Annotated in this window: 14 protein-coding genes, 1 tRNA gene and 1 rRNA gene; 7 read left to right on the forward strand and 9 right to left on the reverse strand. The window is 41.1% G+C overall.

From position 1 onward, the window contains the following. Window positions 1–206 precede the first annotated feature (206 nt). The 6 genes from RS893_RS03150 to RS893_RS03175 all read right to left on the reverse strand — a co-directional run bounded on the left by RS893_RS03150 (window position 207) and on the right by RS893_RS03175 (window position 8040). Window positions 207–278 (reverse strand) — tRNA-Ala (locus RS893_RS03150). A gap of 317 nt (window positions 279–595) precedes the next feature. After that, a 16S ribosomal RNA gene (locus tag RS893_RS03155) occupies window positions 596–2081 on the reverse strand. 541 nt (window positions 2082–2622) lie between these two features. Continuing rightward, entirely contained in the window at window positions 2623–3321 is a 699-nt protein-coding gene (locus tag RS893_RS03160) for a hypothetical protein (protein WP_315789818.1), read from the reverse strand. A gap of 311 nt (window positions 3322–3632) precedes the next feature. Beyond that, a complete protein-coding gene (locus tag RS893_RS03165) occupies window positions 3633–4427 on the reverse strand; it encodes a DUF3891 family protein (RefSeq protein WP_315789820.1) in 795 nt (264 codons plus the stop codon). 218 nt (window positions 4428–4645) lie between these two features. Then, window positions 4646–5794 carry an alanine--glyoxylate aminotransferase family protein gene (locus RS893_RS03170; protein ID WP_315789821.1) on the reverse strand — a complete coding sequence of 383 codons (1149 nt, stop codon included), beginning with the start codon at window positions 5792–5794 and terminating at the stop codon, window positions 4646–4648. 221 nt (window positions 5795–6015) lie between these two features. Further along, complete coding sequence (locus RS893_RS03175; protein ID WP_315789823.1) at window positions 6016–8040, reverse strand: protein kinase domain-containing protein; 2025 nt, start codon at window positions 8038–8040, stop codon at window positions 6016–6018. A gap of 158 nt (window positions 8041–8198) precedes the next feature. On the opposite strand from RS893_RS03175, the gene RS893_RS03180 reads away from it, so the two are divergent. The 5 genes from RS893_RS03180 to RS893_RS03200 all read left to right on the forward strand — a co-directional run bounded on the left by RS893_RS03180 (window position 8199) and on the right by RS893_RS03200 (window position 23722). Further along, entirely contained in the window at window positions 8199–10184 is a 1986-nt protein-coding gene (locus RS893_RS03180) for a ShlB/FhaC/HecB family hemolysin secretion/activation protein (RefSeq protein ID WP_315789826.1), read from the forward strand. Between the two features lie 233 nt (window positions 10185–10417). Continuing rightward, window positions 10418–13474: a filamentous hemagglutinin N-terminal domain-containing protein gene (locus tag RS893_RS03185; RefSeq protein ID WP_315789828.1), complete on the forward strand. Its 3057-nt coding sequence runs from the start codon at window positions 10418–10420 to the stop codon at window positions 13472–13474. Window positions 13475–13743: 269 nt separating this feature from the next. Beyond that, the gene (locus RS893_RS03190; RefSeq protein ID WP_315789829.1) at window positions 13744–16236 is read left to right on the forward strand and encodes a filamentous hemagglutinin N-terminal domain-containing protein; all 2493 of its coding nucleotides are present in this window, start codon (window positions 13744–13746) and stop codon (window positions 16234–16236) included. Between the two features lie 81 nt (window positions 16237–16317). Beyond that, entirely contained in the window at window positions 16318–20667 is a 4350-nt protein-coding gene (locus tag RS893_RS03195) for a filamentous hemagglutinin N-terminal domain-containing protein (protein ID WP_315789831.1), read from the forward strand. A gap of 235 nt (window positions 20668–20902) precedes the next feature. Further along, on the forward strand, window positions 20903–23722 hold the full coding sequence (locus RS893_RS03200) for a CHAT domain-containing protein (RefSeq protein WP_315789832.1): 2820 nt from the start codon (window positions 20903–20905) through the stop codon (window positions 23720–23722). 75 nt (window positions 23723–23797) lie between these two features. On the opposite strand, the gene RS893_RS03205 is transcribed toward RS893_RS03200, so the two are convergent. After that, window positions 23798–24388 (reverse strand): fasciclin domain-containing protein, encoded by a 591-nt coding sequence (locus RS893_RS03205; protein WP_315789833.1) that lies wholly within the window; start codon window positions 24386–24388, stop codon window positions 23798–23800. A 269-nt stretch (window positions 24389–24657) separates the two neighbouring features. Between RS893_RS03205 and RS893_RS30200 the strand changes: the two genes are divergently transcribed. After that, window positions 24658–24834 (forward strand): DUF1822 family protein, encoded by a 177-nt coding sequence (locus tag RS893_RS30200; protein ID WP_396336419.1) that lies wholly within the window; start codon window positions 24658–24660, stop codon window positions 24832–24834. Window positions 24835–25079: 245 nt separating this feature from the next. After that, entirely contained in the window at window positions 25080–25550 is a 471-nt protein-coding gene (locus RS893_RS03210; RefSeq protein ID WP_315789834.1) for a DUF4870 domain-containing protein, read from the forward strand. Window positions 25551–25692: 142 nt separating this feature from the next. On the opposite strand, the gene RS893_RS03215 is transcribed toward RS893_RS03210, so the two are convergent. Together RS893_RS03215 and RS893_RS30205 are read right to left on the reverse strand one after the other, a co-directional pair. Next, on the reverse strand, window positions 25693–25947 hold the full coding sequence (locus RS893_RS03215; RefSeq protein ID WP_315789835.1) for a hypothetical protein: 255 nt from the start codon (window positions 25945–25947) through the stop codon (window positions 25693–25695). Window positions 25948–26223: 276 nt separating this feature from the next. Continuing rightward, complete coding sequence (locus tag RS893_RS30205; RefSeq protein ID WP_396336420.1) at window positions 26224–26349, reverse strand: hypothetical protein; 126 nt, start codon at window positions 26347–26349, stop codon at window positions 26224–26226. Window positions 26350–26353: the final 4 nt, after the last annotated feature.

Below are 26353 nucleotides of genomic sequence, written 5' to 3' on the forward strand. Positions count from 1 at the left end.
TTTGTTCAGTTTTCAGTTTTCAGTTCCCACCTTACCAGTTTTTCTACTGATTAGTGTTCACTGACATTACTGTTCACTGACTACCTACTTTCGCTTCTCTATGCAGTTTTCAAGGTTCTGGCTGGATTTACACCCAGCAGCCTGAATTTGTTTGTTCAGATGCTAGATTTCTCTCCAAATCTGTGAGTGCAGTTTGTGAGTCCAGGTGGAGGTTAGGAGACTCGAACTCCTGACATCCTGCTTGCAAAGCAGGCGCTCTACCAACTGAGCTAAACCCCTTGAAAAATGAAAAATTCTGAATTCTGAATTCTGATATTTTTGACTTCATCATTCATTATTCATCATTCAACATTTTCTTAGGTGGTATCCTGACTCGAACCAGGGACCTCACCCTTATCAGGGTGCGCTCTAACCACCTGAGCTAATAGCCCATCATCCGAACCTTTTCATAGTTTGAAAGCCATATATCTATCAATCCTGCGACCGACCTCAGGATGACTCAATTTTAGATTTTTGAAAACAGCCGATTTCGGATTGATTGTCTTTCAAATCTCAAATCCAAAATCTTAAATCTAAAATCGGTTGGGTCTCCCTTAAAGGAGGTGATCCAGCCACACCTTCCGGTACGGCTACCTTGTTACGACTTCACCCCAGTCACCAGTCCTACCTTCGGCGTCCCCTCCGCGAACGGTTAGGGTAACGACTCGGGCGTGACCAGCTTCCATGGTGTGACGGGCGGTGTGTACAAGGCCCGGGAACGAATTCACCGCAGTATGCTGACCTGCAATTACTAGCGATTCCGACTTCACGCAGGCGAGTTGCAGCCTGCGATCTGAACTGAGCCCGAGTTTATGAGATTTGCTTGTCGTCGCCGACTTGCTGCCCTTTGTCTCGAGCATTGTAGTACGTGTGTAGCCCAGGACGTAAGGGGCATGCTGACTTGACGTCATCCCCACCTTCCTCCGGTTTGTCACCTAAGCAGTCTCCTAGAGTGCCCACCCGAAGTGCTGGCAACTAAGTACGAGGGTTGCGCTCGTTGCGGGACTTAACCCAACATCTCACGACACGAGCTGACGACAGCCATGCACCACCTGTGTTCTGGCTCCCGAAGGCACCTTCTGCTCTCACAGAAGTTCCAGACATGTCAAGCCCTGGTAAGGTTCTTCGCGTTGCATCGAATTAAACCACATACTCCACCGCTTGTGCGCCCCCCGTCAATTCCTTTGAGTTTCACACTTGCGTGCGTACTCCCAGGCGGGATACTTAACGCGTTAGCTACGGCACTGAGAGGGTCGATACTCTCAACGCCTAGTATCCATCGTTTACGGCTAGGACTACTGGGGTATCTAATCCCATTCGCTCCCCTAGCTTTCGTCCCTCAGTGTCAGTTGCGCCTAGCAGAGCGCTTTCGCCACCTATGTTCTTCCTGATCTCTACGCATTTCACCGCTACACCAGGAATTCCCTCTGCCCCGAACGCACTCTAGTCGTGTAGTTTCCACTGCCTTTATCATGTTAAGCATGACCCTTTGACAATAGACACACACAACCACCTGCGGACGCTTTACGCCCAATCATTCCGGATAACGCTTGCATCCTCCGTATTACCGCGGCTGCTGGCACGGAGTTAGCCGATGCTGATTCCTCAAGTACCGTCAGAACTTCTTCCTTGAGAAAAGAGGTTTACAACCCAAGAGCCTTCCTCCCTCACGCGGTATTGCTCCGTCAGGCTTTCGCCCATTGCGGAAAATTCCCCACTGCTGCCTCCCGTAGGAGTCTGGACCGTGTCTCAGTTCCAGTGTGGCTGATCATCCTCTCAGACCAGCTACTGATCGTCGCCTTGGTAGTCCCTTACACTACCAACTAGCTAATCAGACGCGAAACATCTTCAGGCAGTAAACCTTTCACCCACAGGCACATCCGGTATTAGCATCGGTTTCCCAATGTTGTCCCGAACCTGAAGCTAGATTCTCACGCGTTACTCACCCGTCCGCCACTAGGCTCCGAAAAGCCCCGTTCGACTTGCATGTGTTAAGCATACCGCCAGCGTTCATCCTGAGCCAGGATCAAACTCTCCGTTTTGAATGAGTTTTTGGCTCCGGAAGAAAACTTCCGTAATCCTTAATCTTTTTCTTTCTTATATGTCTGGGTTTGTTAACCCAAAGCAAATATTTTGACGAGGATTAATATAACTTTGGCTTTCAAACTATTGCTTTTCAAGGTTCAGGTGTCTTGCTTTAACTTGACACTTTATCTAGCTTAGCAATCCGTTTTGTGTTTGTCAACTATTTCAGAAATCTTTTTCTGCTTTCTTTGACTCACTTGCTTGAGACTGCCGACTGCTCGACAGCACTTGACTACTATAGCAGTTCTTTTTCTTTTTTTCCTTACCCTTACCCTTTTTTTGGCATTTTGGCATTTACTTTTTTTGCTTGCTACTTAGATTCTTTGAATTTATGAGTTATGTAAGTTATGCAAAATGAGTGACTTGTCTATAGATTTTACGCAACACAAACTGGTTCTGAGCGAAAAAGACTATATTGCTTATTTATATGCAAATTTATGGAGTGATCGCTCATAGCTTACACAGGTATGTTGAATGATTGTATGGGTTAATAATCAATTATTTTTTGTGTAGCGGTTTGCTAGTCACTCCTTTTTCATATTTCAATGTGTAAACGCCATGTCCTTGTAACACTCGATACCACATTCCCGACTGTACACCTGTGGAAAGCATCTTGCCAACATTTGTTTTTGCTGTTTTTAACTGTTCTGGTGTTAACTTGTCACCATATAAGTCCCGTACAATAGCATCAATATGAAAATGTAGGTCTGGTCGACGGCGCATCAAAATCAAGATTGCATTTTGTATAGAGTATTCTTGAAATTCAGGTAGTAAAGGTAGAGTTCCAGGTTTTCTAGGAGTCGTCAGTTTGGGAATATCGGAAATATCTGGTTGTTCCGGTAAAGGAGTAGTAGATTTAGAATCTTTGGAATTTAACGTTGAGGTAGATGACGATGCCAATGTGGTTACAAGTGAATTTGTCTTATTATCTAATTCTTGTTCTTGCTCAGGCGTCTTTGGTTCTTCTTCCTCAAGGGAATGAAGGCTATCCTCCAAATATGCTTGTGTAGATGATTCAGGTAAACGCTTGTGGAGATGACTCATTTTCTCTTCTAGAGCGTACCCTGAAAGAAGAGCTTCTAGAACATTCATCTGGTTGCGAATAAAAGATAGGCGACGCTCTAAATCAGCAGTTTCTAAGATGTAGCGATCGCGTTCTGCTTCTAGTAACCTAAGAATCTCAGATAAATCAGCCATAGTAGTTTCGTTGTTTTTGAAAGGATATAGACAGGTGGACAGCAAGGAAGTTTTTGTTAAAGCTCACACTCGCGTCATTAGGCAAAGAGTCTATCGTTTCGTATGTAAAGGATGCAACTTGGTAGTTGAACGCACTTGTTATCCTTCTAGACCTTTGTTTTGTGAACGGTGTCGGCCACCAAAAGATCATCCTCCACAGCCTCAGTCAAAGACTGAGTTGAAGGTAACACGTGGTAAATCAAAAACCGCAAAAAAACCAATCAAGCAACGCAAAAGAGGCTAAATACGTAAAAAACTGTAACCACTACCTTCTAATTTGGCTTTAGAGTAGTGGTGAGAGTCACCCAGCAATCACCCATTAAAGCTTCTCGCATTACCATTTCATTGCTAAAGGTATGGGGTAGAAACTTTCCTTCATAAATTAGTGTGACTTCATTGAGCTGGAAAGGCCAGGGAGATACTACTATTTGTTGGTGATTCTCTTGATTGTCAACCAAAGTTAACTCTAGTGTGGCTTCACCATTCAGTATTGGTACATCGTGAATTAATTGTTGTTGTAAACTCATTCCCTCGCAAAAGATGATTGAAAGCGCATCCCATGTTGCTACCAACTTCCTGTTGCGTGTAATTGCTTCTGGTGTAATGTATGTTGCATAATATGGATCATTTTTCAAAAGAGCGATAAGTTGTTCTTGCCAGAGATACTCCTGTTTGAGAAACTTTTCCACTATCTGAGTAGAGGTTGGTGAGTATTGCCAACTTGTAAACCTTTCATATAGACCTGTTCCATGTAGCGAGACAAGCAATGCTACATATCTACCCAATACGAATGCAAAGTGTTTAGCATTTGACCAAATGTTTACATGTTCTTGAGTGGGAAGTTCCGTAAAATGATGCGGATAACCAGTTTGAGGATTAAGTGTAGGAGCTTGTTCCCAAACCACCCAACCGATATCATGTTGTTCTGCGCCAAAACAAACTTCTTTTCTAGGGACAAAATCACCAAAATGTTTATTACCCCAGACTTGCGCTATTTGACCTGAAAGCCAAGCATGATTTGGTTGAGTAATACAAATCAGTCCCTGTTTGGAAAAGCGATGCAACATGAATCAATACTCAAGTTTATTTGCTCAACGATCCTGAGCTAAACTATGCAGCCTCTTGAGAGCATGATCTCGCTGTCTCTGGGTACACTGCTATCTTCAGTCTAGCTTAGGGGGAGAGTAAGGGGGAAAGGTTAACGGGTAAGGGGGAAAAGAGATTTGACTTTCTTAATTTTGAACTGGTATAACCTTTCCCCAAAAATTTATCATATCTGCCTATTCTATTTAGGCAATACTTGTTGCAGAGCTTCTATGAGTCGGTCTACATTTTTTTTACGGCTGTTGAAACCCATGAGTCCAACGCGCCAGACTTGACCTGCTAATTCGCCAAGACCGCCACCAATCTCAATGTTATGTTCTAAGAGTAACTGGCGTGCGATCGCTTTACCATCCACTCCTTCAGGAATGCGGACTGTTGTGAGAGTGGGTAGACGATACTCTCGCTGTACATGTAGTGACAGCCCAATATCTTCTAATGACTGCCAGAGATATTCTACGTTTTCTTGATGACGTCGCCAACTGTTTTCCACTCCCTCTTCGGCAATTAGACGTAGTGCTTCGCGGAGTGCATAATACATATTGATGGGTGCGGTGTGATGATAAACTCGTTCACTACCCCAATATTTATTCAACAGCGTCATATCCAAATACCAATTAGCCACTTTTGTTTGACGCTGTTGCAATTTCTCTACTGCGCGGGGACTCATCGTAAAAGGAGAAGCGCCGGGTGGACAACCCAAGCCTTTTTGGCTACAGCTATAAGCTAAGTCTACTCCCCACTCATCCAAAAAGATGGGAACACCACCCAAACTTGTAACTGTATCTATGAGCAGCAAACAGCCAAATTCACGACACAATTCACCAACACCTTCCAAAGGTTGACAGGCACCGGTGGAGGTTTCAGCATGAACTAAAGCTAAAATTGTGGGACGATGAGTTTGTACAGCAGTTCGCAATTCCTCTAAGGAAAATACTTGTCCCCAAGGCTTGGTAATTGCTCGCACATCTGCGCCATAGCGTCCAGCCATATCTACAAGTCGATTACCAAAGTAACCGATTACACCCACTAACACTACATCACCAGGTTCTACAGCATTAGCAATAGTTGCTTCCATTGCTGCTGTTCCCGTACCACTAACAGCTATGGTAAGTTGATTTTCTGTTTGCCATACATAACGCAGTAACGATTGAATCTCATCCATGACTGCGAGAAAAGCTGGATCAAGATGTCCAAGTGGGGGAGTATTCATTGCTTGCAGAACTGCGGGATGAGCATTTGAGGGACCAGGACCTAACAGCAAGCGTTTTGGTGTGGAAAGAGGTTCTAGTTGCAACCGCTGGTTATTGTTGATTGATACTGTCTGCGTCATTATGTCTATTTGGGCCAGATCATACTTTATTACGCATCATACCTTTGAAAGGGAACGAGGAAGAGGGAACATGGAATTACCTCTGGATCATCTCCAAATTCATAATATATTTCTTCTCTAGAATTATTGCAGAGATTGCGATCGCTTACTTTAATATTAGTTTTTCTACTATTTCACAAAATTATTGCTCCAAATCTCCCCTTATCTTCCCTATTACTTAGTTAACGCATCATCCCACTCCTTAGTCTTTCTGCTTGGTAATGAGAATTGTTTGCTTCTTGTTGTTTTCCTAATTCCTTTAAAATTTCTCCTCGAATATCCCAAATATCTGGATCTTTTGGTTGCAAATCTTTAGCTTTTTCAATAGCTTCAAAGGCTTCTTGATAGCGTTTTAATTCCAATAATGCTAATGCTTTGCCCACCCATGCTGGATGAAAATCGTCTTTAAGTGCGATTGTTTGATCAAAAGCTTTAATAGCTTCTTCGTGATTTCTTAAAGTTTGTGTGAGTAAAATTGCTTGATTAAACCAAACTAAATAATCTTGTGGACGGACTTTACTAGCCTGTCTAAATGCAAAGAGAGCTTCACTAGGTTGTCCTAATATGTTTAAGGCGTTACCTTTTCCAATTAAAGCTTCATAAAAATTATTATCTATTTTAAGTGCTTGTTCATAAGAATCAAGTGCATCCTGGGGACGATTTAATTTAAGTAATATTGAACCTCTATCAGTCCAATATATTGGATTATTTTTTTTAACCTTGAGGATATCATCATAAGATGAAAGAGCTTCTTGAAAGTATTCCTTAGCAGCTTGTCGTCCTTGCGATTGTTCGATCGCAAAACCTATTTCTTGCCAAATTCTCGGATCATCAGGTCTAATTTGTTTTAGCTGATCCAAATACTGCAAAGCTTCTTGTTTTTGACCCAATGCTAATAAAGATAAACTTTTTCCGCTCAAAGCTTCTGGATTATTACTATCAATTTTTAGTGCTTTTTCATAAATATTTAAGGCTTCTTGATAATTTTGTTGTTTATATAAAACTTTTCCTTTATTAATTAAAATTTTAACTAAAAGTTTTTGGTCTTTTGGTTGTAAAAAAATAGCTCTATTATAAGATTGTAATGCGGCAAAATCCCGTCCTAAAATGAATAAAGCATCCCCTCTTCCTTTCCAAACTTCAGGGGAGTTGGGCTGGATTTCTTTGAGGTAGTTAAATTTATCTAGAGCTGCATCTCCTTTGCGTTCATCAAGCAAATTATTAGCTTCATATAAGTAATATGCAGGTCGTATAAATGGATGAATAAACTCTATGCAAGTTATGATTCCTGCTAATAATATTAATACAATTGGAATTTGCCAAATTCTTAGAAATCGTAGATTAGCTAGTACCCCTCGATGATTAGATGTGTAGTAAGTTGGTGGTTGAGTGGGTGGTGAACTAATTTTAGTCTTATTTAAATCTTCAATCACAGCCTCTACTGTTTGATAGCGCTGATCTGGGTTATTATGAACCATTTTGGTTAAAACAACAGCAAGAGAATCATCAATTTGAATATCGCTAGGTAAGAGAATATAGTCTTTTTCGTTCCATCTTAATTCTCTTGGGTGCATCCCAGTTAATAGTTGAATTGCTGTCAAGCCTAATGCATAGATATCACTATTAAAACGTGGTCTGCCTGCCATTTGTTCTGAAGGAGCATATCCAGGAGTTCCAATCATTGTTTGTGTGACAGAGGATTGAAATGATGGATATTGTTGCTCTAGTTTTTTGACAGAGCCAAAATCAATTAAGACGAATCTCCTATCTCCCTTTCTAATAATCAAATTAGAAGGTTTGACATCACGATGAATAATATTCTTTGCATGTAAATATGCTAATACTGATAAAATTTGTTGCAAGAAATTAACTACTGTCTGTTCTGACCATTTTTGACCAACTAGGTCAGCTAGGGATGTACCTTCTATATATTCTTCAACAATATAATAATTATTGTTTTCTTCTAGATAATCAAAAAACTTAGGAACTTGCTGGTTAGTTTGCAAAGTATTTAAAATATTAACTTCTCTGTGAAAGAATCTTTTAGCTGTTTCGAGATCAGCATTAAGAGGGTCGAGTTTCTTGATTGCACATAATACATTAGAGAATGTATCTGTAGCCAGATAGGTTACTCCAAAGCCTCCCCTGCCTAATTCTTGGATGATTTGGTAGCGGCCACATAATAGCTTGTTGTTGCCTTCCGTCATCTTAATATATATTCCTTCATTTAAAGCAATATTTTATAACTACCTATATTTCCTTTTAGTTTCCTAAACTACCTCGTTAAATTTTATTATAATTCTCTATGCTACAAACCATGTTCTATGGTATTTAAGTTTAATTAATAAAAGTTAATCAAGTTTTAATGCACCACCACACTTTGAAACTGAATTTAACTGTTTGTTTCTTGTTGGAAGTTTTAATAGCTTTCTCGGCTGTAAAAGCTTCGGCTGGAAACTTACCATCTAAGGCTCCTAATCCTGAGCGCTTTTCTTTAGAAAATCACGAAACACAGATCAACACACAACAGCTAGAAAATACCATAGCTGCTGTAAAAAGCCAAATCAGCCAGGTTCATGAAACAGAAATTGGGAACGAAGGTTATTTTCTCAATCCTTATTTTGGGCTGAAATTATATCCTCCCGGTGCTTATAATTCACATGAACTAGTCGGAAGCAAGAAAAATACAGAGTTGGATAAAAATTTAATTTTATCGCAACTTCCTGGCCCCACTGCTCCTATTCCTCCTGCACCGCCACCAAAGCCAATTCCAAGGCCGCAACCATCACCTACACCTCCTTTAGAAGAAACTCCATCTCCACCACCCGAATCTCCACAGCGTCCAGAAATTCCCGGAACTATTACTATTAAAAGATTCGAGTTTGAAGGAAACACAGCATTTAGTGATGAACAATTAAGCAAAGAAACAGCCGAATTTCTTAATCGACCGATAACTTTTGCTGAACTTTTAGAAATTGAAAACATCATCACTAATTTATATATCAAGGAGGGGTACATTAATTCCGGCGCGGTGATCCCAGCCGAACAAACTTTGTCACCAGAAGGCGCTGTGGTCAAGGTGCGGATTGTTGAAGGTGGAGTAGAAGATATTAGAGTCACAGGTACGAGGCGGTTAAAACCAGGGTATGTGCGTAGTCGCATAGCTTTAGCAACCTCTAAACCTTTAAATAGAGAAAAACTCTTAGAAGCATTGCAATTATTACAGCTTGACCCCTTGATAGCCAATATTTCTGCGGAATTATCTACGGGTTCACGTCCAGATCAGAGTTTGTTAGAAGTTAAAGTTGTAGAGGCAGATTCCTTTAGAGTAGATATTTTTGCAGATAATGCTGGTGATCCGAGTGTTGGCACTTTTCGTCGGGGTGTTAACCTTAGTGAAGGTAATTTATTAGGCTTTGGCGATCGCTTTTCCTTTGAATTTATCAACAGCGATGGTAGTAACGCTTTTGACTTAGGTTATACATTCCCGATTAATCCTCGCAATGGTACTGTTGGCTTTGCTACTGGCAGAACAGCTGTAGAGGTAGTTGAACCACCCTTTGATCGAATTGATATCACTGGTGACTATTATTACTTGGATTTGAATTTACGGCAGCCCATCATCCAAAATCCTGGCCAAGAATTGGCACTAGGCTTAACTTTTTCCCGACAGCAAAGTGAAAGCAGATTATTGGGAGAAAAATTTCCCTTGTCCGCAGGTGCAGATGAGGAAGGCAGAACACGCCTCTCCACAATCCGGTTTTTTCAGGAATACACACAACGCAACTCACAACAAGTCTTTGCCTTGCGATCGCAATTTAGTCTTGGTGTAGGGTGGCTTGGTGCTACTGTCAACAGCGATCCCCCAGATAGTCGCTATCTTGCTTGGCGAGGACAAGGACAATATGTGCGCTTATTAGCCCCAGATACCTTGCTGGTATTGCGTTCAGAAATGCAATTAGCAACCAGACCTCTTGTACCCATCGAACAAATTCGCTTGGGAGGTCTGCAAACTGTCAAGGGTTATCGACAGGATGAGTTTTTAACAGATAACGGCGTGTTTGCCTCAGCCGAAGTGAGATTTCCCGTCCTGCGGGCAAGACAAATTCAAGGGCTTTTGCAAGTTGTACCCTTTATCAACTTTGGTGTCGGTTGGAATAACTCTGACAGTTCTAATTCCACTCCCGATCCCAATACCTTGATTGGTACAGGCTTAGGTTTGCAATGGCAGATGGGTGATACACTTAGCGCCCGTATTGACTACGCTTTTCCTCTCATCGATGTAGATGACAGAGATAGGACGTTGCAAGAACAAGGATTGTATTTCTCGATTAATTACAGTCCGTTTTAAAGGTCAAAAGAAAGGTTTCACCGCCAGGTACGACAAACCTCACCCCAAGCCCCTCTCCTTAGTAAGGAGAGGCGTGGCGTAGCCGGGGTGAGGTGACTTTCAAGCTAGACCCTCATGTGATTTATCACATAACAAAGTATAAAAATACCTCTTCCCTGTTCCTTGTCCCCTGTTCCCCGTTCCCTGTTTCCTATTTTCAAGTTAGTCAAAAGTCATTGATTTATAAACTGAGAATGAAATCAAGTTGGTCACTGCTATTCAGCTTACTCTTAGTTACTTGCAGCAGTCTTGCACCTTTAAGTAGAAGCACAGCACAGATTGTTCCCGATGGCAATCTGGGTGGAACAGAAAATTCTGTTGTGAATCCAGATGTGATTAATGGTATACCGAGCGATCGCATTGATGGAGGTGCGATTCGTGGAGCAAATCTGTTTCACTCTTTTCAAGAATTCAATGTGTTGGAAAGTAGGGGAGCTTATTTTTCCAATCCTAATGGTATTGCCAATATCCTCACGCGAGTCACAGGTGGTAATCCCTCGAATATTCTTGGTAGGCTTGGTGTTTTAGGTAACGCTAATCTTTTCTTACTTAATCCCAAAGGGGTTTTCTTTGGAGCAAATGCCAGTCTAGACCTAAGTGGTTCATTTTTTGCTAGTACAGCCGATAGTGTAGTATTTGACAACTTTGAATTCAGCGCCAGTAACCCGCAACCAGTACCGCAGTTAAGCATCAATATCCCCATCGGCTTGAGATTTCGAGATCATCCTGGCAATATCATCAACAATGGTCGTCTGCAAGTACAAACTGGAAACACTTTGGCACTAATAGGCGGTAATGTCAGCTTAGATGGAGGAAGCCTCATAGTACCAGATGGACAAGTAGAGTTAGGAGGATTGGCACAAGCAGGAACTATAGGATTAAACCCTGATGGTAATTTGAGTTTTCCGGTTGGTATTACCAGAGCAGATGTACTGCTGAAAAATGCCGCTAGGGTTGATGTTGCAGATCAAGGAAAGGGCAGTGTGAATATCACTACCCGCAACTTAAATCTAGAAACCGGAACTATTGTATCTGCTGGCATTAAACCAGACTTAACAGCTAGTACTTCAGTGCCTGGGAATGTGATCCTTGACGCAACTGAGGCGATTAGAATCAATGGACAAAGCTTGGTAGAAAATATCGCTGACCTTAATGCTATTGGTAACACAGGTGACATTAATATCAAAGCCAATTACTTGGAACTGACTGGTGGTGGACGGATTCGTACCCGTACTATCGGTAGGCAAAGTGATGCTGGTGACATTAATATCGTAGCGGCAGATATTAATGTCAGTAATCCTGTGTATACACTTCCAGGTCGAAATCCGAGTCTAGAAGATAAACCTGCATTAGATGCTAGTAACTACAAATACGACAATAACAATAATGGTTTTGGTAGAGGACGTAGTGGCAACATTTCACTCACAGCCGATGGTAATATCACTTTGATTGGGGAAGGTTTACCTGGGATTGTGGATCGTGAGAATAAAGTCATATCCACTTATAATGCAGGAAATGGAGGACTAGGTGGCGGAAATATTTCACTGGTAGCAAAAGGCTCTATTTTACTAGATAATGCTAATCTAGTCAGTACTAGCATTAGCCAAAACGATATTGCTGCTGCTGGAAATATATCATTGCAAGGCGATGTCTCAGTAAGGTTAATCAACAACAGTCAACTTGCTGCCACAACCTATGGTAAAGGAAATCCTGGCAATATTACATTGCGATCATCTAAGGGTTCAGTATCAGTGCAGTCTAGTGTGATCTTTGCTGATCTTCGCAACACAGTTACAAAATCTAGCGATGCTGGAAATATCTTTTTAACCGGACAGTCAGTTTTTATTACTGACGGTTCAACAATAACAGCAACAACAGACCTAAATAGCAAGCTAGGTGGCACTATTCAAGTTGATGCCACAGATACAGCCGAAATCTCTGGTCTCCATCCATTATTTAACGATCAGAAATTATTCAGCCAAAGTCGCTCACAAGGGATATACAGTACATTGGTAACAAATTCTGTAGGAAATGCCCAAGGTCCTGCGGGTGACATTATTATTAACGCTGATACCTTGCGTATAAGAGATGGAGGAAATTTAAAGGCGACAACTCAAGGAGCATTTCCGGGAGGGAATATCACTGTCAATGCTCGTGTAATTGAATTTACTGGTGGTGGAAAAATTCTTAACACTGCCTCACGCACAGGGAATGCAGGTACAATTACCCTCAACACTTCTGACAGCATTACCATTTCCGGTACTAATCCTAATTTTGAGCAAGTATTCAACCGAGAAGTTAAAAGGATAGGACGAGGAACAACAGAGTTTAGGCTAGGCCGTAATGATACCGCTGCTAGTGGCATTTACGCATATACATTACCAAATTCTTCAGCCCAAGGGGGAAGCTTAAACATTAAAACCGGACGCTTATTCGTTAACGACAGTGCAGCAATCAATGTCGGTAGTCAAGGTACAGGACAAGCAGGTAACATAGAAGTTACAGCAGCTAAAGACATTCGGCTAAATAACGGTGCGTTCATTACCGCTGAAACTAGAGGTGGTCAAGGTAATATCACCCTCAACTCCCGTGATCTAATCTTGCGTCGCAATAGCAACATTGGAACTAACGCGAACGGTGAGGCTACGGGTGGAGATATCGCTATCAACACTGATAACTTGGTAGCCTTAGAAAACAGCGATATCACTGCCAATGCTGACAAGGGGTATGGGGGAAATGTATTAATTAATGCAGGAACTATCTTTGGCACACAGTTTCGAGAACAACTTACCCCAGAAAGTGACATTACAGCTAATTCTGCTCTTGGGTCTGATTTTAGCGGTAATGTACAAATTGAAACCGCAGATGTTGACCCCAGTCAGGGATTAGTTGAATTCCCAGAAAATCTTACAGATCCTACAGATCAAATTGCCGAAAATCCTTGTAAAAAAGGTTCTGGTAGTTCATTTATTGTAACTGGACGGGGTGGTTTGCCATCCAGCCCTAACAACAACTTCAGCAGTAATAATATTCACGTTGATTTAGTAGAACCGATAGCTAGTAGTAGTAATTCCCCAAATCTGACCATCAATCAGTCGCAAGTCACTCATCCTACCACCAAAAAGATTGTCCCTGCTCAAGGATGGGTATTTAACAAAAAAGGTGAAGTCGTTCTCACAGCCTATGATCCTACGGTTTCTAGTTTGGGACGTACTTCTCAAGCAACTGCAACTTGTTCTGCACCTTTTTGAATCAGGAATCAGTTATCAATTTTGTGAATACTTAACTAATAACTGAATAGCTTTTTGGGCGTTGCATACTGAGGAGATGATTTTATTTTCTCTGTTCAGGATAAAACGAATCTCTTAGTGTTCTTGGTTTCATAGCGATTCATTCTACCCTGGGGGAGGCTACTACTCTACGAGAAGCTGCTTCGCGTCTACATGTCTACATCTCTACTTTGTGCAACACCGCTTTTTATTGAGATTGATCAATCTCTTGAAAGAAGGGGGCTTTTAATATGCTATGTACAAAACATAATTTACTCGACAATTACATAGCTCTTCCAAATTGCACAGATTACACACCTAATTCCCCATCTCCCTTTTTGATAGTAGAAAAGGGGATTAACTCTGCTGTTAACAGGGACGGGGATAGAAACAGTTCACAATTTTTAGTTGCCATAGCTTTATTTCTACCCACTTTCATCATTTTGGCGTTTGTGGGTGAAGCTACAGCACAAATCATTCCAGATAGCAGTTTAGGTACAGAAACTTCTGTAGTCAATCCAGATGTGATTAATAATGTAGTGAGCGATCGCATCTCAGGTGGTGCAAGACGCGGCTCAAATTTGTTTCATTCTTTCCAAGATTTTAACGTTGGTGAAAGTAGGGGAGCTTATTTTTCCAATCCGGATGGTATTACCAATATTCTCACGCGAGTCACAGGTGGTAATCCCTCGAATATTCTAGGGAGACTTGGTGTTTTAGGTAACGCCAATCTATTTCTACTCAACCCAAAGGGAATTTTCTTCGGGCCAAATGCCAGTCTGGATCTGAATGGTTCATTTTTGGCAACTACCGCCGATAGTTTTGTGTTTGACAATAACTTTGAATTTAGTGCCAGCAATCTGCAAGCACCACCACAGTTGACTGTCAACATTCCCATTGGCTTACGCTTTCGCGACAATCCTGGAAGCATTACTGTTCAAGGGCCAGGTAATAATCTCCAGTTCAATCCGGAGTTTTTAGAATTTAGCAGAAACTCAACTCCTCAAGGTTTAGCAGTGCAACCCGGTAAAACCCTTGCCCTTGTGGGGGGTGATGTAAATTTAGAAGGAGGAAATCTGCTTGCAGATGGCGGCAGAATTGAAGTTGGAAGTGTCGATAGTTCCAGTTTCGTCAGTATCACTCCTATAGATAAAGGCTGGCAACTGGGATATACAAATGTGCCAGCCTTCCGAGACATTTCCCTGACCAAAAAAGCATCAATAGATAGTAGTAGTACAGCAGGTGCTGGAGAGATCCAAGTCCAAGGGAGAAATATCAAACTTACGGATGGGTCTGCTATTGTTGCTTTCACGGGTTCCCAACCAGGAGGAACTGTCAGCGTTAATGCTGCTGACACTTTGGAAGTAAGTGGAATTTCAACCAATGATTCAGTTCCCAGTACTATATACACTGCTGTTTCGCCTGAAGGTTCTGGTAATGGTAGCAATTTAAACATTAAAGCCAAACGAATCATCGCTAGTGGTGGAGCGCAAATTGGTGCTGATACTTATGGAACAGGCGCTGCTGGGAATGTTATGGCGAAAGCATCTGATTTAGTAGAAATACAAGGCAGTGTAGTTATAGATGAAACATTACCACCTATTCCCAGTGCCATTGGTACGATCGCACAAGCTAGTAGTACAGGCCCAGGTACGAAGTTAACCCTGGAAACACGGCGATTAAAAATCAAAGATGGAGGACAGCTAGTTACAGGTACGTTTAGCCAAAGCCAAGCAGCCACATTAGATATTACAGCCTCTGAATCTACAGAATTGAGTGGGGAAGGCAGTGCCATATCTAGTGTAGTTGGCAATGGGGCAACAGGTAACGGTGGCACTGTGATTCTGAAAACTCCCAAGTTAATTATTCGAGATGGGGCAAAAATCATTGTTGATGGTCAAGGTAGTGGCAATGCTGGTGAGGTCAAAGTCAGATCTGATACTATCCGCATGGCAAATCAAGGCAACATTACAGCAAACGCCGAATCTGGTAATGGTGGTAATGTCTACTTAGATACGCAAGATTATTTGTTCATGAGTGGTGAAAGTTTTATTTCTACCACCGCTATTAATGGCAACGGTGGCAATATTTACATCAACACTCTCACGAAGAACCGAGGCTTTATAATTGCCCAACCTTTCGGTAACAACGACATCATCGCTAATGCTGATCAAGGTCAGGGAGGAAAAGTTGTCATTAACTCTAATGGTATCTTTGGGCTATTTGTACGCACTCGTCAAGATTGGGAGAGGTTACGCCCCCAAGATTTAGACCCAAGAAAGCAACCAACCAGCGATATCACAGCTATTTCCCGACAAAATGCCAGCTTGAGTGGTACTGTGCAGTTAAACACCATAGATGTTGATCCTAGTCAAGCATTAGTCGAATTACCAGATAATTTACCAGACCCCAGAGATCAAATCGCTCAAAATCCTTGTCAAAGAGGTATAGGTAGTAAATTTATTATCACAGGACGAGGTGGTTTACCAGCTAGTCCTAATGAAACTCTAACTGGTAACAATATCCAGGTTGATTTAGTCAAACCTGCTATTTCTGGAGAAAATTCTCAGAGTGCAAACATTAATCAACCAAAAACTTTTCCCATTGCTAGGCGTGATATTATACCTGCGCAAGGATGGATATTTAACAAAAAAGGTGAGGTGGTTCTGACAGCCTATGACCCTACAGGTAATATTCCTCAACGCAATTCCCCAACAACTGTAGCTTGTCCTGCACATTTGTAAATCAGTTATCAGTTAACAGTTGTGAATTGATAAGTGTTTGTTGATATTAATTGCCCAGAGTATTATCACTAAGGTGTTTCAATGCTACCGATTTTAGATAGTTTCTACCTAAAAAATCAGAAGCGATCGCTTGTCTGTAATCAAAACTACCAAACAAAATACAATTGGCGATCGCTTATTTGGTTCGCTTTGCCCTTGATTACTTTGGGCAGTTTTGCACCTGTAAACAAAGCTACAGCCCAACTTACCCCAGATACCAGTTTAGGTGCGGAAAGTTCTGTTGTGAATCCTAATGTTGTTGAAGGGATTGATTTAATTACTGGTGGTGCGACTCGCGGGTCAAATTTATTTCATTCTTTCCAAGATTTTAACGTTGATGCAGGAAGGGGAGCTTATTTTTCCAATCCGACTGGGATTACCGATATTCTTACCAGAGTTACAGGTCGTAATCCCTCAAATATTCAAGGCATTCTTGGTGTTTTAGGTAACGCCAATCTATTTTTAATTAACCCAAATGGAATTTCTTTTGGCCCGCGTGCGATTCTAGATTTGCGTGGTGGTTCATTTTTTGGCACTACAGCCGACAGTGTATTATTCGACAACTTTGAATTTAGTGCCAGCAACTTGCAATCAGTTCCCCAGTTAACGATCAATATTCCTATCGGCTTGCGATTTCGGGATAATCCTGGCAGTATTACTAATCAATCTGTAGTTCAAAATATCAACGGAAACGTTTTTGGTCTGATAGTAGCACCCACAAAAACCTTCGCTTTGCTTGGTGGTGATGTTGTTTTCAACAACGGTACAGTATTAGCACCAAGCGCAAGAGTTGAGTTAGGGGGACTAAGACAAGCCGGAACAGTTGCATTGAACCCTGATGGTAGCTTCAGCTTTCCTAATGGTGTGACGAGAGCAGATGTCACAATTAATAGTGGTAGTACAGTAGCTGTACTTGGTGACGGGGGAGGTAGCATAGCCATCAATGCCCGTAATTTCGCTATTTCTGGGGGTAGTACTCTGTTTGCTGGTATCTTATCGGGTTTTGGCAATCCTAATGCTCAAGCGGGTGATATTGTCATTAATACTACAGATAAGTTTACAATCACGGGTAATGCTGACTCTTCTACAGAAATCAGCAATTTAGTCCAAAATTCAGCTATTGGCAATGCAGGAAATGTAATCATTAACACTAATACCTTGGAAGGTATTGGTAGGTTTGCAATTGGTTCTGCAACTTTTGGACAAGGAAATGCTGGAAGAGTAAATGTTACAGCTACAGATAAAATAATCTTGCAAGGATTGCCAGAATTAGGGAGCGGTTTTGGTAGTGTAGTGGGACCTTTTGCGACTGGAAGTGCTAATGATGTTGTTATCGATACACCATCACTGACTTTAGAAAATTTTGCACAAATAGCTACTTCCACAACTGGGTCAGGAAATGCTGGCAACATCCGTATTAAAGCTTCTGAGTCTGTCTCTGTAAATAGCGGCTCCCTCATGCAAGCTGCTACTTATGCATCTGGAAATGCAGGAGACATCATCATTGATGCAGTCAACGCTGATGTTATATTTAATGCTTCTAGAGTCAGTACTTCTGTTGCTGGTCGCTCAGATAACTTTGGTGTTGATTTAATTGGTACAGGATTGGGAGGCGATATTGTCATTAATGCGCGATCGCTTTCTTTGCAAAATGGTACTCAAGTATTTACCGATACTGCTGGGATTGTAGGAGATAAAGGTTTGCCTAATGCTGGCAACATTGAACTAAATATCTCTGATTCTATAACCCTTCAAGGTACTTCTTATTTTTTGTCTCGCACTTTCGGAGAAGGCAACGCCGGAAATATTAACATTACAACAGGCTCACTTTTTGCAACTGAAGGTTCGCAATTAAATTCAAGTACCTTTGGCCAGGGGAATGCAGGAGATGTAATTATTAAAGCTCCAAATGGTACAGTCTCTTTTCAAGGTACAGATAATCAAGGAAAACCCAGCGCAATTTTTAGCAATATAGAAACTGGTGGCGATGGTGATGGTGGAAACATCGACATCACTGCCAAATCACTTTTCTTAACAGATGGAGGTGAACTAAATACCTTTATCCGTAATGGAAGTAGCACCAATCCCACTGATATACCTAACGCCGGAAATATCAAGCTGAATATCAGTGATGCGATCAAGATTTCTGGAGCAAGTGACATACTTGCCTCCAATGGTCGTTACGCCAACAGTGGTATTTTTAGTAGTGTAGATCTTGGGTCAACAGGTAATGCTGGCGATATTGAAATCACCACAGGATCACTTTTTCTCAGGAATGGAGGAGTATTGTCTGCTAGCACCTTTGGCAAAGGAGATGCAGGCAATATCACAATTAATGCTCCTAATGGTATTGTCTCTTTTGATGGTACAGAAAAACGAGGATTAACCACTAGTGCAGCTTTCAGTACTGTAGAAACAGGAGGCCAAGGCAAGGGGGGAGATATTAATATTACTGCCAGATCACTCTCATTGACTAACGGAGGTCAACTGAATACCTTGGTTCGGGGTACAGATGGCATAAATCCTGGTGGTATAGGTGATGCCGGCAATGTGAAATTAAATATTAGCGATCAGATTGATATTGCAGGAGTCGGTGACTTTGGCATTCGCAGTGCTATCTTTAGCAACGTAGAGACTGGTTCCACAGGCAATGCTGGCAATATTGATATCACCACAGGATCACTTTTTGTCAGTGGTGGTGGACAACTAAATTCCAACACCTATAGCACAGGAAATGCAGGCAGCATCACAATTAATGCCCCCAACGGTATTGTCTCTTTTGATGGCACAGATAACATCTTAGGATTTCCCAGTGCAGCCTTCACCAACATTGAAGCAGGAGGTAACGGCAAAGGAGGAGACATTAGTATTACAGCTAGGTCACTCTCACTCACCAATGGTGGTCAGTTAAATACTTTTATACGTGAAGGTGGTGCTGGTAATGCCGGGAATGTGAAACTGAACATTAGCGACACGATCAAAATTGCGGGAATAAGTAACAAACCTGAACCCAGTGGTTTGTTTAACCGCAGTGGGATCTATAGCAGTGTGGAAAGCGAGGCCAAGGGCAACGCTGGAAACATCGAAATTGACACAGGGTCGCTTTTTGTCAGTGGTGGAGGACAGATATTTGCCAGCACCAGAGGAGAAGGAAATGCAGGCAGTATTACAATTAATGCTCCTAATGGTACTGTCTCTTTTGATGGCACAGATAATATTGTAGGATTCCCCAGTGCAGCCTTTAGCACCGTGGAAGCAGGAGGTGTGGGTAATGGCAAAGACATCACCATAACCGCTAGATCACTATTTTTGACTAACAGCGGTGAACTGAATACCTTTATCCGTAGTGGTGGCAAGGGTAATGCTGGAAACGTAAAGTTAAATATTAGAGATAGGATTAATATCACCGGAGTTGATAGTGGTATTTTTAGCAATGTGCTTGCTGGAGGAACAGGTAACGGCGGCAACATTGAAATTTATAAAGGTTCACTGTTTGTCAGTGATGGCGGTCAAATTACTGCCAGCACCTCTGGCGAGGGCAATGCAGGTAGCATCAAAATTGACGCTAAGTCTCTGTTTGTGAACCGTGGTCAATTGATTACCAATAGTGAAGTAGACAATCGCCAAGCAGGTAACATAGAAATTACGACAGCTAAAGACATCCGGCTAGACAATCAGGCATTAATTAGCGCTACCACTAAAGGCGGTCAAGGTAATATTATCCTCAACTCCCGCGACTTAATTATGCGTCGCAATAGTAACATCAGAACAGATGCCACAGGTACAGCCACAGGTGGAAATATCACCATTGATACTGGCAACCTCGTCGCCTTAGAAAATAGTGATATCAGTGCTAGGGCAGAAGAAAGCTTTGGGGGAAGGGTGATTATTAATGCTGATGCTATCTTTGGGACTCAGTTCCGGGAAAATCTTACACCAGAAAGTGATATCACAGCCTCTTCTGATTTGGGGCCACAGTTCAGTGGTACAGTCCAAATCGACACCGCAGATGTAGACCCTAGTCAAGGATTAGTCGAATTACCAGAAAACCTCACAGACCCAAGCAATCAAATCGCCCAAAATCCTTGTCAGAAAGGTTCTGGCAGTTCATTTATCATCACTGGACGCGGTGGTTTGCCATCCAGTCCGAACAACAACTTCAGCAGTGACAACATTCGTGTTGATTTGCTACAGCCTGTTGGTAGTAGTAGCAATTCCCAGAGTGCAACTATTAACCAACCAACGAACCAATCCACTAGCAAGCAAATTGTTCCTGCCCAAGGATGGGTATTTAATGAAAAAGGCCAGGTGGTTCTCACAGCCTATGATCCTAATGCCTCCAATCCTCAGCGCACAACCAAAGTAAGTGCATCTTGTCCTGCACCATTTTGAAGAAGGTGGGGAGTGTGAGGAGTGTGTAGACGCGTAGCGGCTTAAGGTAAGGGTGGAGTGTGAGGAGTGTGAGGAGTATGGGGAGTGTGAGGAGTGGGGAGATGGGGAGTGTGAAGACGCGTAGCGGCTTAAGGTAAGGGTGGAGTAGTGAACAGCCACTAACCACTATTGTAGAGACGCGAGGAACATCGCGTCTCTACCTACAAACAACTAATAACGCGATTGGGAGTATAAGATGAAACTAAATAGAAGTGTATTTAACCGTAATTTAACTTATCAACTAAAAAGAATTTATCATAAGCGATCGCTATTTCTGGCTGTTTTACTATTTATCTTTGCGTCTACAGCCCCACCTGTGATAGCTAAGGTTTCACAAGCAACTCAAATTGTGCAGACTCAGCCAGATACACAACAGCTAGTTAACCAAGCTACTCAATTATACCGTTCTGGTCAGTGGCAAGAAGCGGCGGTTGTGTGGGAAAAAGCAGTGTCTGCATTTTCTGCCCATAAGGATAATTTAAATCAAGCGATGGCTTTGAGTAATCTCTCATTGACTTATCAACAACTTGGACAGTGGGAAAAAGCCACAAAAGCCAATCAACAAAGTTTAGTGTTGCTGGAAACTCAGCCCCGAAGTCAGGACAAACAGAAAATTTTGGCACAAGCCTTAGATATTCAAGGCTATTTGCAAAAAGAAGTTGGACAATTTACACAAAGCCTTGAAAGTTGGCAAGAAGCTGCCAAAATCTACAGTCAGATTAAAGAACCTGCAAAGTTAGCACAAAATAAAATCAACCAGAGTCAAGTTATGCAAGATATGGGTCTTTTTCCCCGTGCTTGCAAGACTTTATTAGAAGTATTCAATCAAGAAATTGGAGTTAGCAATTGTCAAGAGTTGAACCAATTATCATCAGAAGAATTAACAGCAAAACTCCAAAAAATTACCAGTGAATCCCCTTCTGTAACTAAATTAATAGGCTTGAGAAGCCTGGGTGAATTACTACGTTTTATTGGTCAGCCAGAACAGTCTCAATTCGTCTTAGCCAGCAGTTTAAACTTAGCCCAAAAATTAAATTCTCCTCAAGAGCAAGCAGCCACTTATCTAAGTATAGGTAACACAGCTAAAACCTTAGCTGAAAATGAAAGGGTACGCCGCAGAAGAGAAAATTATTACCAACAAGCAGTAGATGCTTATAGCCAAGCAGCAAAGCTGACAACTTTACCAACTACGCGGCAACAAGCACAACTAAATCAGCTTAGCCTATTGTTAAAACAGGCAAAATCTGATCCAGAAAAATATCAAGAGGCAAAAGCTTTTTGGTTATCTCTAAATCCTCAAGAACTAAAATTTTCTCCTACTCGGACAGGCGTTTATGAGCAAATTAACTATGCTCAAAGCTTAACAGAATTAATTCAACCTGAAAATCCCCAGCAAAAGCAAGACTCACAACTGCCAAGTTTTGACGAAATTGACAAAACTTTAGCCGAAGCCGCTACCCAAGCCAAAAATTTGGAAGATAAACAAGCTGAAGCCTATGCACTAGGAAATCGTGGTGCGCTGTATGAGCAAAGAGGTAGTAAAGAGGATTTATCTCAAGCCGAAAAATTTACTAGACAGGCTTTGAATGTAGTTTCTAACCTAGAATCGCCCTACATATCCTATCAGTATTTCTGGCAACTGGGCAGGATACGTAAAGCCCAAGGGGATATACCAGATGCGATCGCTGCTTACACCAAAGCTTATAACGCCCTCCAATCATTACGTAGTGATTTAGTAGCAGTTAATCCAGAAGTACAGTTTTCTTTTCGATCTAGTGTAGAACCAGTTTATCGCCAACTAGTCGAACTAGAATTAGAATATGCTCAATCCTTAAAAGCAGATAAAAAAGCAGAGGAAAGCCAGAAACAATTAACTCAAGCGAGAAACGTGCTGGAATCTCTACAATTGGCTGAACTCAATAACTTTTTCCGTGAAGCCTGTGTAGAAGCGAATCCCCAGCCAATCGATAAATTAGACACTAGCGCCGCAGTTGTTTATCCAATTATTTTGTCCAATCAACAAAACTCAAATTCAAATATAGAAAAATTAGAAGTAATTCTCAGCCTACCAAATCAACCTCCACGTCTTTACACTACCAACCTTAAAAAACAAGAATTAGAAGAAACTGTAGAACAAATCCAGGCTTTTCTCAAATCTCCTGAAACTGATCTTGAACACTCCCTGCCTTATTACCAAAAAGTATATGACTGGCTAATTCGACCTCTTCGACAAGACTTAGAAAACAACAAAATTCAAACCTTAGTATTTGTCTTAGATGAAAAATTAAGAAACATTCCCATGTCTGTATTGCACGATGGCAAACAATATTTATTACAAAAATATGCCATCGCCTTAACTCCTGGTTTGCAGCTAATTAACCCAAAACCACTAACAGAGATTAATATTAAAGCCATCACAGCAGGAATAAGTGAACCACGTGAAGGTTTTGAAGGTTTACCTCAAGTAAAACAAGAGCTTAAACAAATTGAAGATTTAGGAGTAGCAACAAAGTTACTCCTCAATGACAAATTTACTACCAAAGAGATTCAAAACGAAATTCTCAACTCTGATGTTTCGATCATTCACTTAGCAACTCATGCCCAATTTAGTTCGATCGCTGACGATACTTTTATTCTATTTTGGGATCAACGCATGAACGTGAAACAGTTAGGTAATCTCTTGCGAAACAATACACTAACTTCTCGTAGACCAATAGAATTATTAGTTCTCAGTGCTTGTGAAACAGCAATTGGTGATCAACGCGCTACTTTAGGACTAGCAGGGGTAGCAGTACGATCTGGCGCACGCAGTACAATGGCAACATTATGGTCAGTGCAAGATGAAAGTACTGCCAAATTCATGGGTAATTTGTATAGTCAGTTAGAACAAGCTAAAAAGACTAAAATCAACAAAGCGCAAGCACTCCAGCAAGCACAACTGGCTTTGCTTAAGGATCAGCAATACAGCAATCCTCATTTCTGGGCACCATTTGTTGTTGTAGGCAACTGGCAATAAAGTAAAAATCCCCCAGCTTTACGAAAAACTAAGCTGGGGGACGGTCTAATGATATGAAGCAAAATTTGCTAAAGCTTAGAAGTTAACATCAGAAGGTATGAGTAGTCCGCTAATTTGTGCAATTACACCATTTGTAGTACGTGTGGCAGGTTGGTAGACTTTAGCGTTATTTACCTTGATTTCGCCATTAGCGTCTTGGGTAATTCTAAGTTCACTGCCTTCTAGAGTTTTGAGTACTCCAGTTTCGATCTGCTCACGAGTGATTTCGCCAACAATCACGTGATATTTCAAAACTTTAACACGGTTTTCGGGCTGGCTATATTGCTTAAAGACATTACTATCTAAAGAATTAAAGGCATTATCAGTTGGAGCAAAAATTGTGAAATAACCTGGCTTTTTCAGTGTGTCGAAAAGACCAGCTTCTTTCAATTCATCAACTAAATTGGCATATTTCCCATCCTTAGAAAGAGTATCAGCAATGGTACTGTTGGAGTTGCGATAAGGATAGTTGCGATAAGCAGAAGGTTGCAGAAAGGCAAAGCCATAGAATCTTCTAGCTAACACAGGAGAACTAATCATGGTTGTGACACCAATAATCCCCATCACCCAAGCCAATTTGACAAACCATTTTTTGCCAGTTAAGGCATGAAATCTTTGAGGAAACATAAGACTTACCTGGTAACTCTAAGTTTATGCTAATACTACAGGAGTTCAATGGTAATTTTCGGAAAAAATTATATAATATTGGAGTTAATAATCATGAAGCTAATATCATCATATCAACAGCATAAAAATAGTGAATTAACTTTATATTCCTCCTATCTTGGCTTTATACGTAGAGCCTTGATTTGTCAAATTTTTAATAACAGCATCCTGGTTTCAAATTATTAGACATAATTAAAAAGAAAAATGTGTCATGAAACATAAATATTGACTTGCGATCGCACAAATCAAGAAATTCTTCACAGGTTTCAATCCCAACCAAGCTTGGCTTTTCAGTCGGTCTTTATCTCAATAAACTTTGCCTGAGTGCAGTTTTACTGTGGTTACAAGAAGATTTTGCACCTCAAGCAAAGCTTTGGACAACAACCACTGGTTTACCCAGCTTTTAGGGACTGGATAATGGAAGCATACTCATACTAGAATAATAAGCATTTTGTGTTGGTTCCTATAAATACTAGGGAATTGCAAGTTCCGCAGCTATAAACCAGAAATCCTTAGATTTGAGCCTTGACTTTTTTTACATATAACCTCTAATGTGGACTCATTCTGTAAAGCAAGATATTTGTTTGTAAGAAAGCGAACACAGATATACACCGATAAGTTGTTTATATAAATCCACATCAAGTCAATAACCATGAGAGAAAACAGCAACAAGCAAATACGTATTTGGGCTATGCTGTGTCATCTTTCGGCTTTGTTGTGGATTCCACTAATTTTTTTAGTATTTATAGGCATACCCGTATATCTACCTTTGCTGAATATCCTTGGGCCGTTAGTAGTTTGGCAATGGAAAAAATCACAAGACCCGTGGATAGATTTTCAAGGCAAAGAATCCTTAAACTTTCAATTGTCACTGACAGTTTATACCTTAGTTGTAATCATAATTTCCTTGTTTTTGGTTTTTACAACCTGTGGTGTTGCCCTCACAAACAATGTGACTTCTAAACAACTAGAATCTACCTTAAATACTTTATTAATAGTGTTAATTATATTGGTAACAATATTATTATTAGTCCAACTAATTTTAGTAATATTTGCTTCCATCAAAGCTTATAAAGGTCAGCATTACCGTTATCCCTTTACAATTAGATTTTTGAGAAATTGAGTATTATTATAGTGGGTCACGCCTATTTTCTGCGAACCTCTGCACTTCAGATGCAGGCGCACTCAAAACCACCCTCGGGAACTCCTGCACACACCAACTAACCTAAAATGAAGGTTGTTCTAGTGTATACAATTCGTGTTAGCTATTTTGCAGCTTCTGCCAAAAATTCTTCTATACCCAAAATATCCCAATCATTAATAATCTCTGCTTTCGTGTGAAACGAAAAGTGGCGCTTACCACCTTCTATGTCCCATACCTGCTGCAACACAGCATGAGGAAATGTACCGCTATTAAGTTGAGTAAGCATGGGCGGCCACTTTTGGCTGAGTTTGCTGGCTTCCCCAACAAAAAGTTTAAAATCACCAATATGCGCGATCGCGTAGATGTCAGAAGACATAATTAATAGTCATTTGTCATTTGTCAGTTGTCATTTGTCATTGGTTAATGGTTAGGAATCAGTGTAGACGCGTAGCGGCTTCGCAGGCTACAGTGAACAGTTAACACTGAGTAATAGAATTTGATAACACTCCCTACACTCCCCATCTCCCTTGTCCCCAATCCCCTCATCTATCTGAACTTTTACGAAATCATCCTAGTAATCCTAAACCATTCAAAAGAGGATAAATTTTTTCTAAATGAATAATTTCCAAAATAGACTGAGGAGAAATGCACCTCATTGCCCTTGACTGAACCATTTATCAACAATGGTATAGCCTACACCTGTAAGCATTGTCAAAAATAAAGGCAAAAACAAAGCGATCGCAATCTGGCGATGATACCGCCGAAACACACGATTCATAATA

It is taken from the genome of Fischerella sp. JS2, assembly GCF_032393985.1.
Classification (GTDB): Bacteria; Cyanobacteriota; Cyanobacteriia; order Cyanobacteriales; family Nostocaceae; genus Fischerella.

Excerpts from the sequence above, each read along its gene's own strand:
- RS893_RS03160 (WP_315789818.1), bottom strand. The coding sequence starts at position 3,321 with ATGGCTGATTTATCTGAGATTCTTAGGTTACTAGAAGCAGAACGCGAT.
- RS893_RS03165 (WP_315789820.1), bottom strand. The coding sequence starts at position 4,427 with ATGTTGCATCGCTTTTCCAAACAGGGACTGATTTGTATTACTCAACCA.
- RS893_RS03170 (WP_315789821.1), bottom strand. The coding sequence starts at position 5,794 with ATGACGCAGACAGTATCAATCAACAATAACCAGCGGTTGCAACTAGAA.
- RS893_RS03175 (WP_315789823.1), bottom strand. The coding sequence starts at position 8,040 with ATGACGGAAGGCAACAACAAGCTATTATGTGGCCGCTACCAAATCATC.
- RS893_RS03180 (WP_315789826.1), top strand. The coding sequence starts at position 8,199 with ATGCACCACCACACTTTGAAACTGAATTTAACTGTTTGTTTCTTGTTG.
- RS893_RS03185 (WP_315789828.1), top strand. The coding sequence starts at position 10,418 with ATGAAATCAAGTTGGTCACTGCTATTCAGCTTACTCTTAGTTACTTGC.
- RS893_RS03190 (WP_315789829.1), top strand. The coding sequence starts at position 13,744 with ATGCTATGTACAAAACATAATTTACTCGACAATTACATAGCTCTTCCA.
- RS893_RS03195 (WP_315789831.1), top strand. The coding sequence starts at position 16,318 with ATGCTACCGATTTTAGATAGTTTCTACCTAAAAAATCAGAAGCGATCG.
- RS893_RS03200 (WP_315789832.1), top strand. The coding sequence starts at position 20,903 with ATGAAACTAAATAGAAGTGTATTTAACCGTAATTTAACTTATCAACTA.
- RS893_RS03205 (WP_315789833.1), bottom strand. The coding sequence starts at position 24,388 with ATGTTTCCTCAAAGATTTCATGCCTTAACTGGCAAAAAATGGTTTGTC.
- RS893_RS03210 (WP_315789834.1), top strand. The coding sequence starts at position 25,080 with ATGAGAGAAAACAGCAACAAGCAAATACGTATTTGGGCTATGCTGTGT.
- RS893_RS03215 (WP_315789835.1), bottom strand. The coding sequence starts at position 25,947 with ATGTCTTCTGACATCTACGCGATCGCGCATATTGGTGATTTTAAACTT.
- RS893_RS30205 (WP_396336420.1), bottom strand. The coding sequence starts at position 26,349 with ATGAATCGTGTGTTTCGGCGGTATCATCGCCAGATTGCGATCGCTTTG.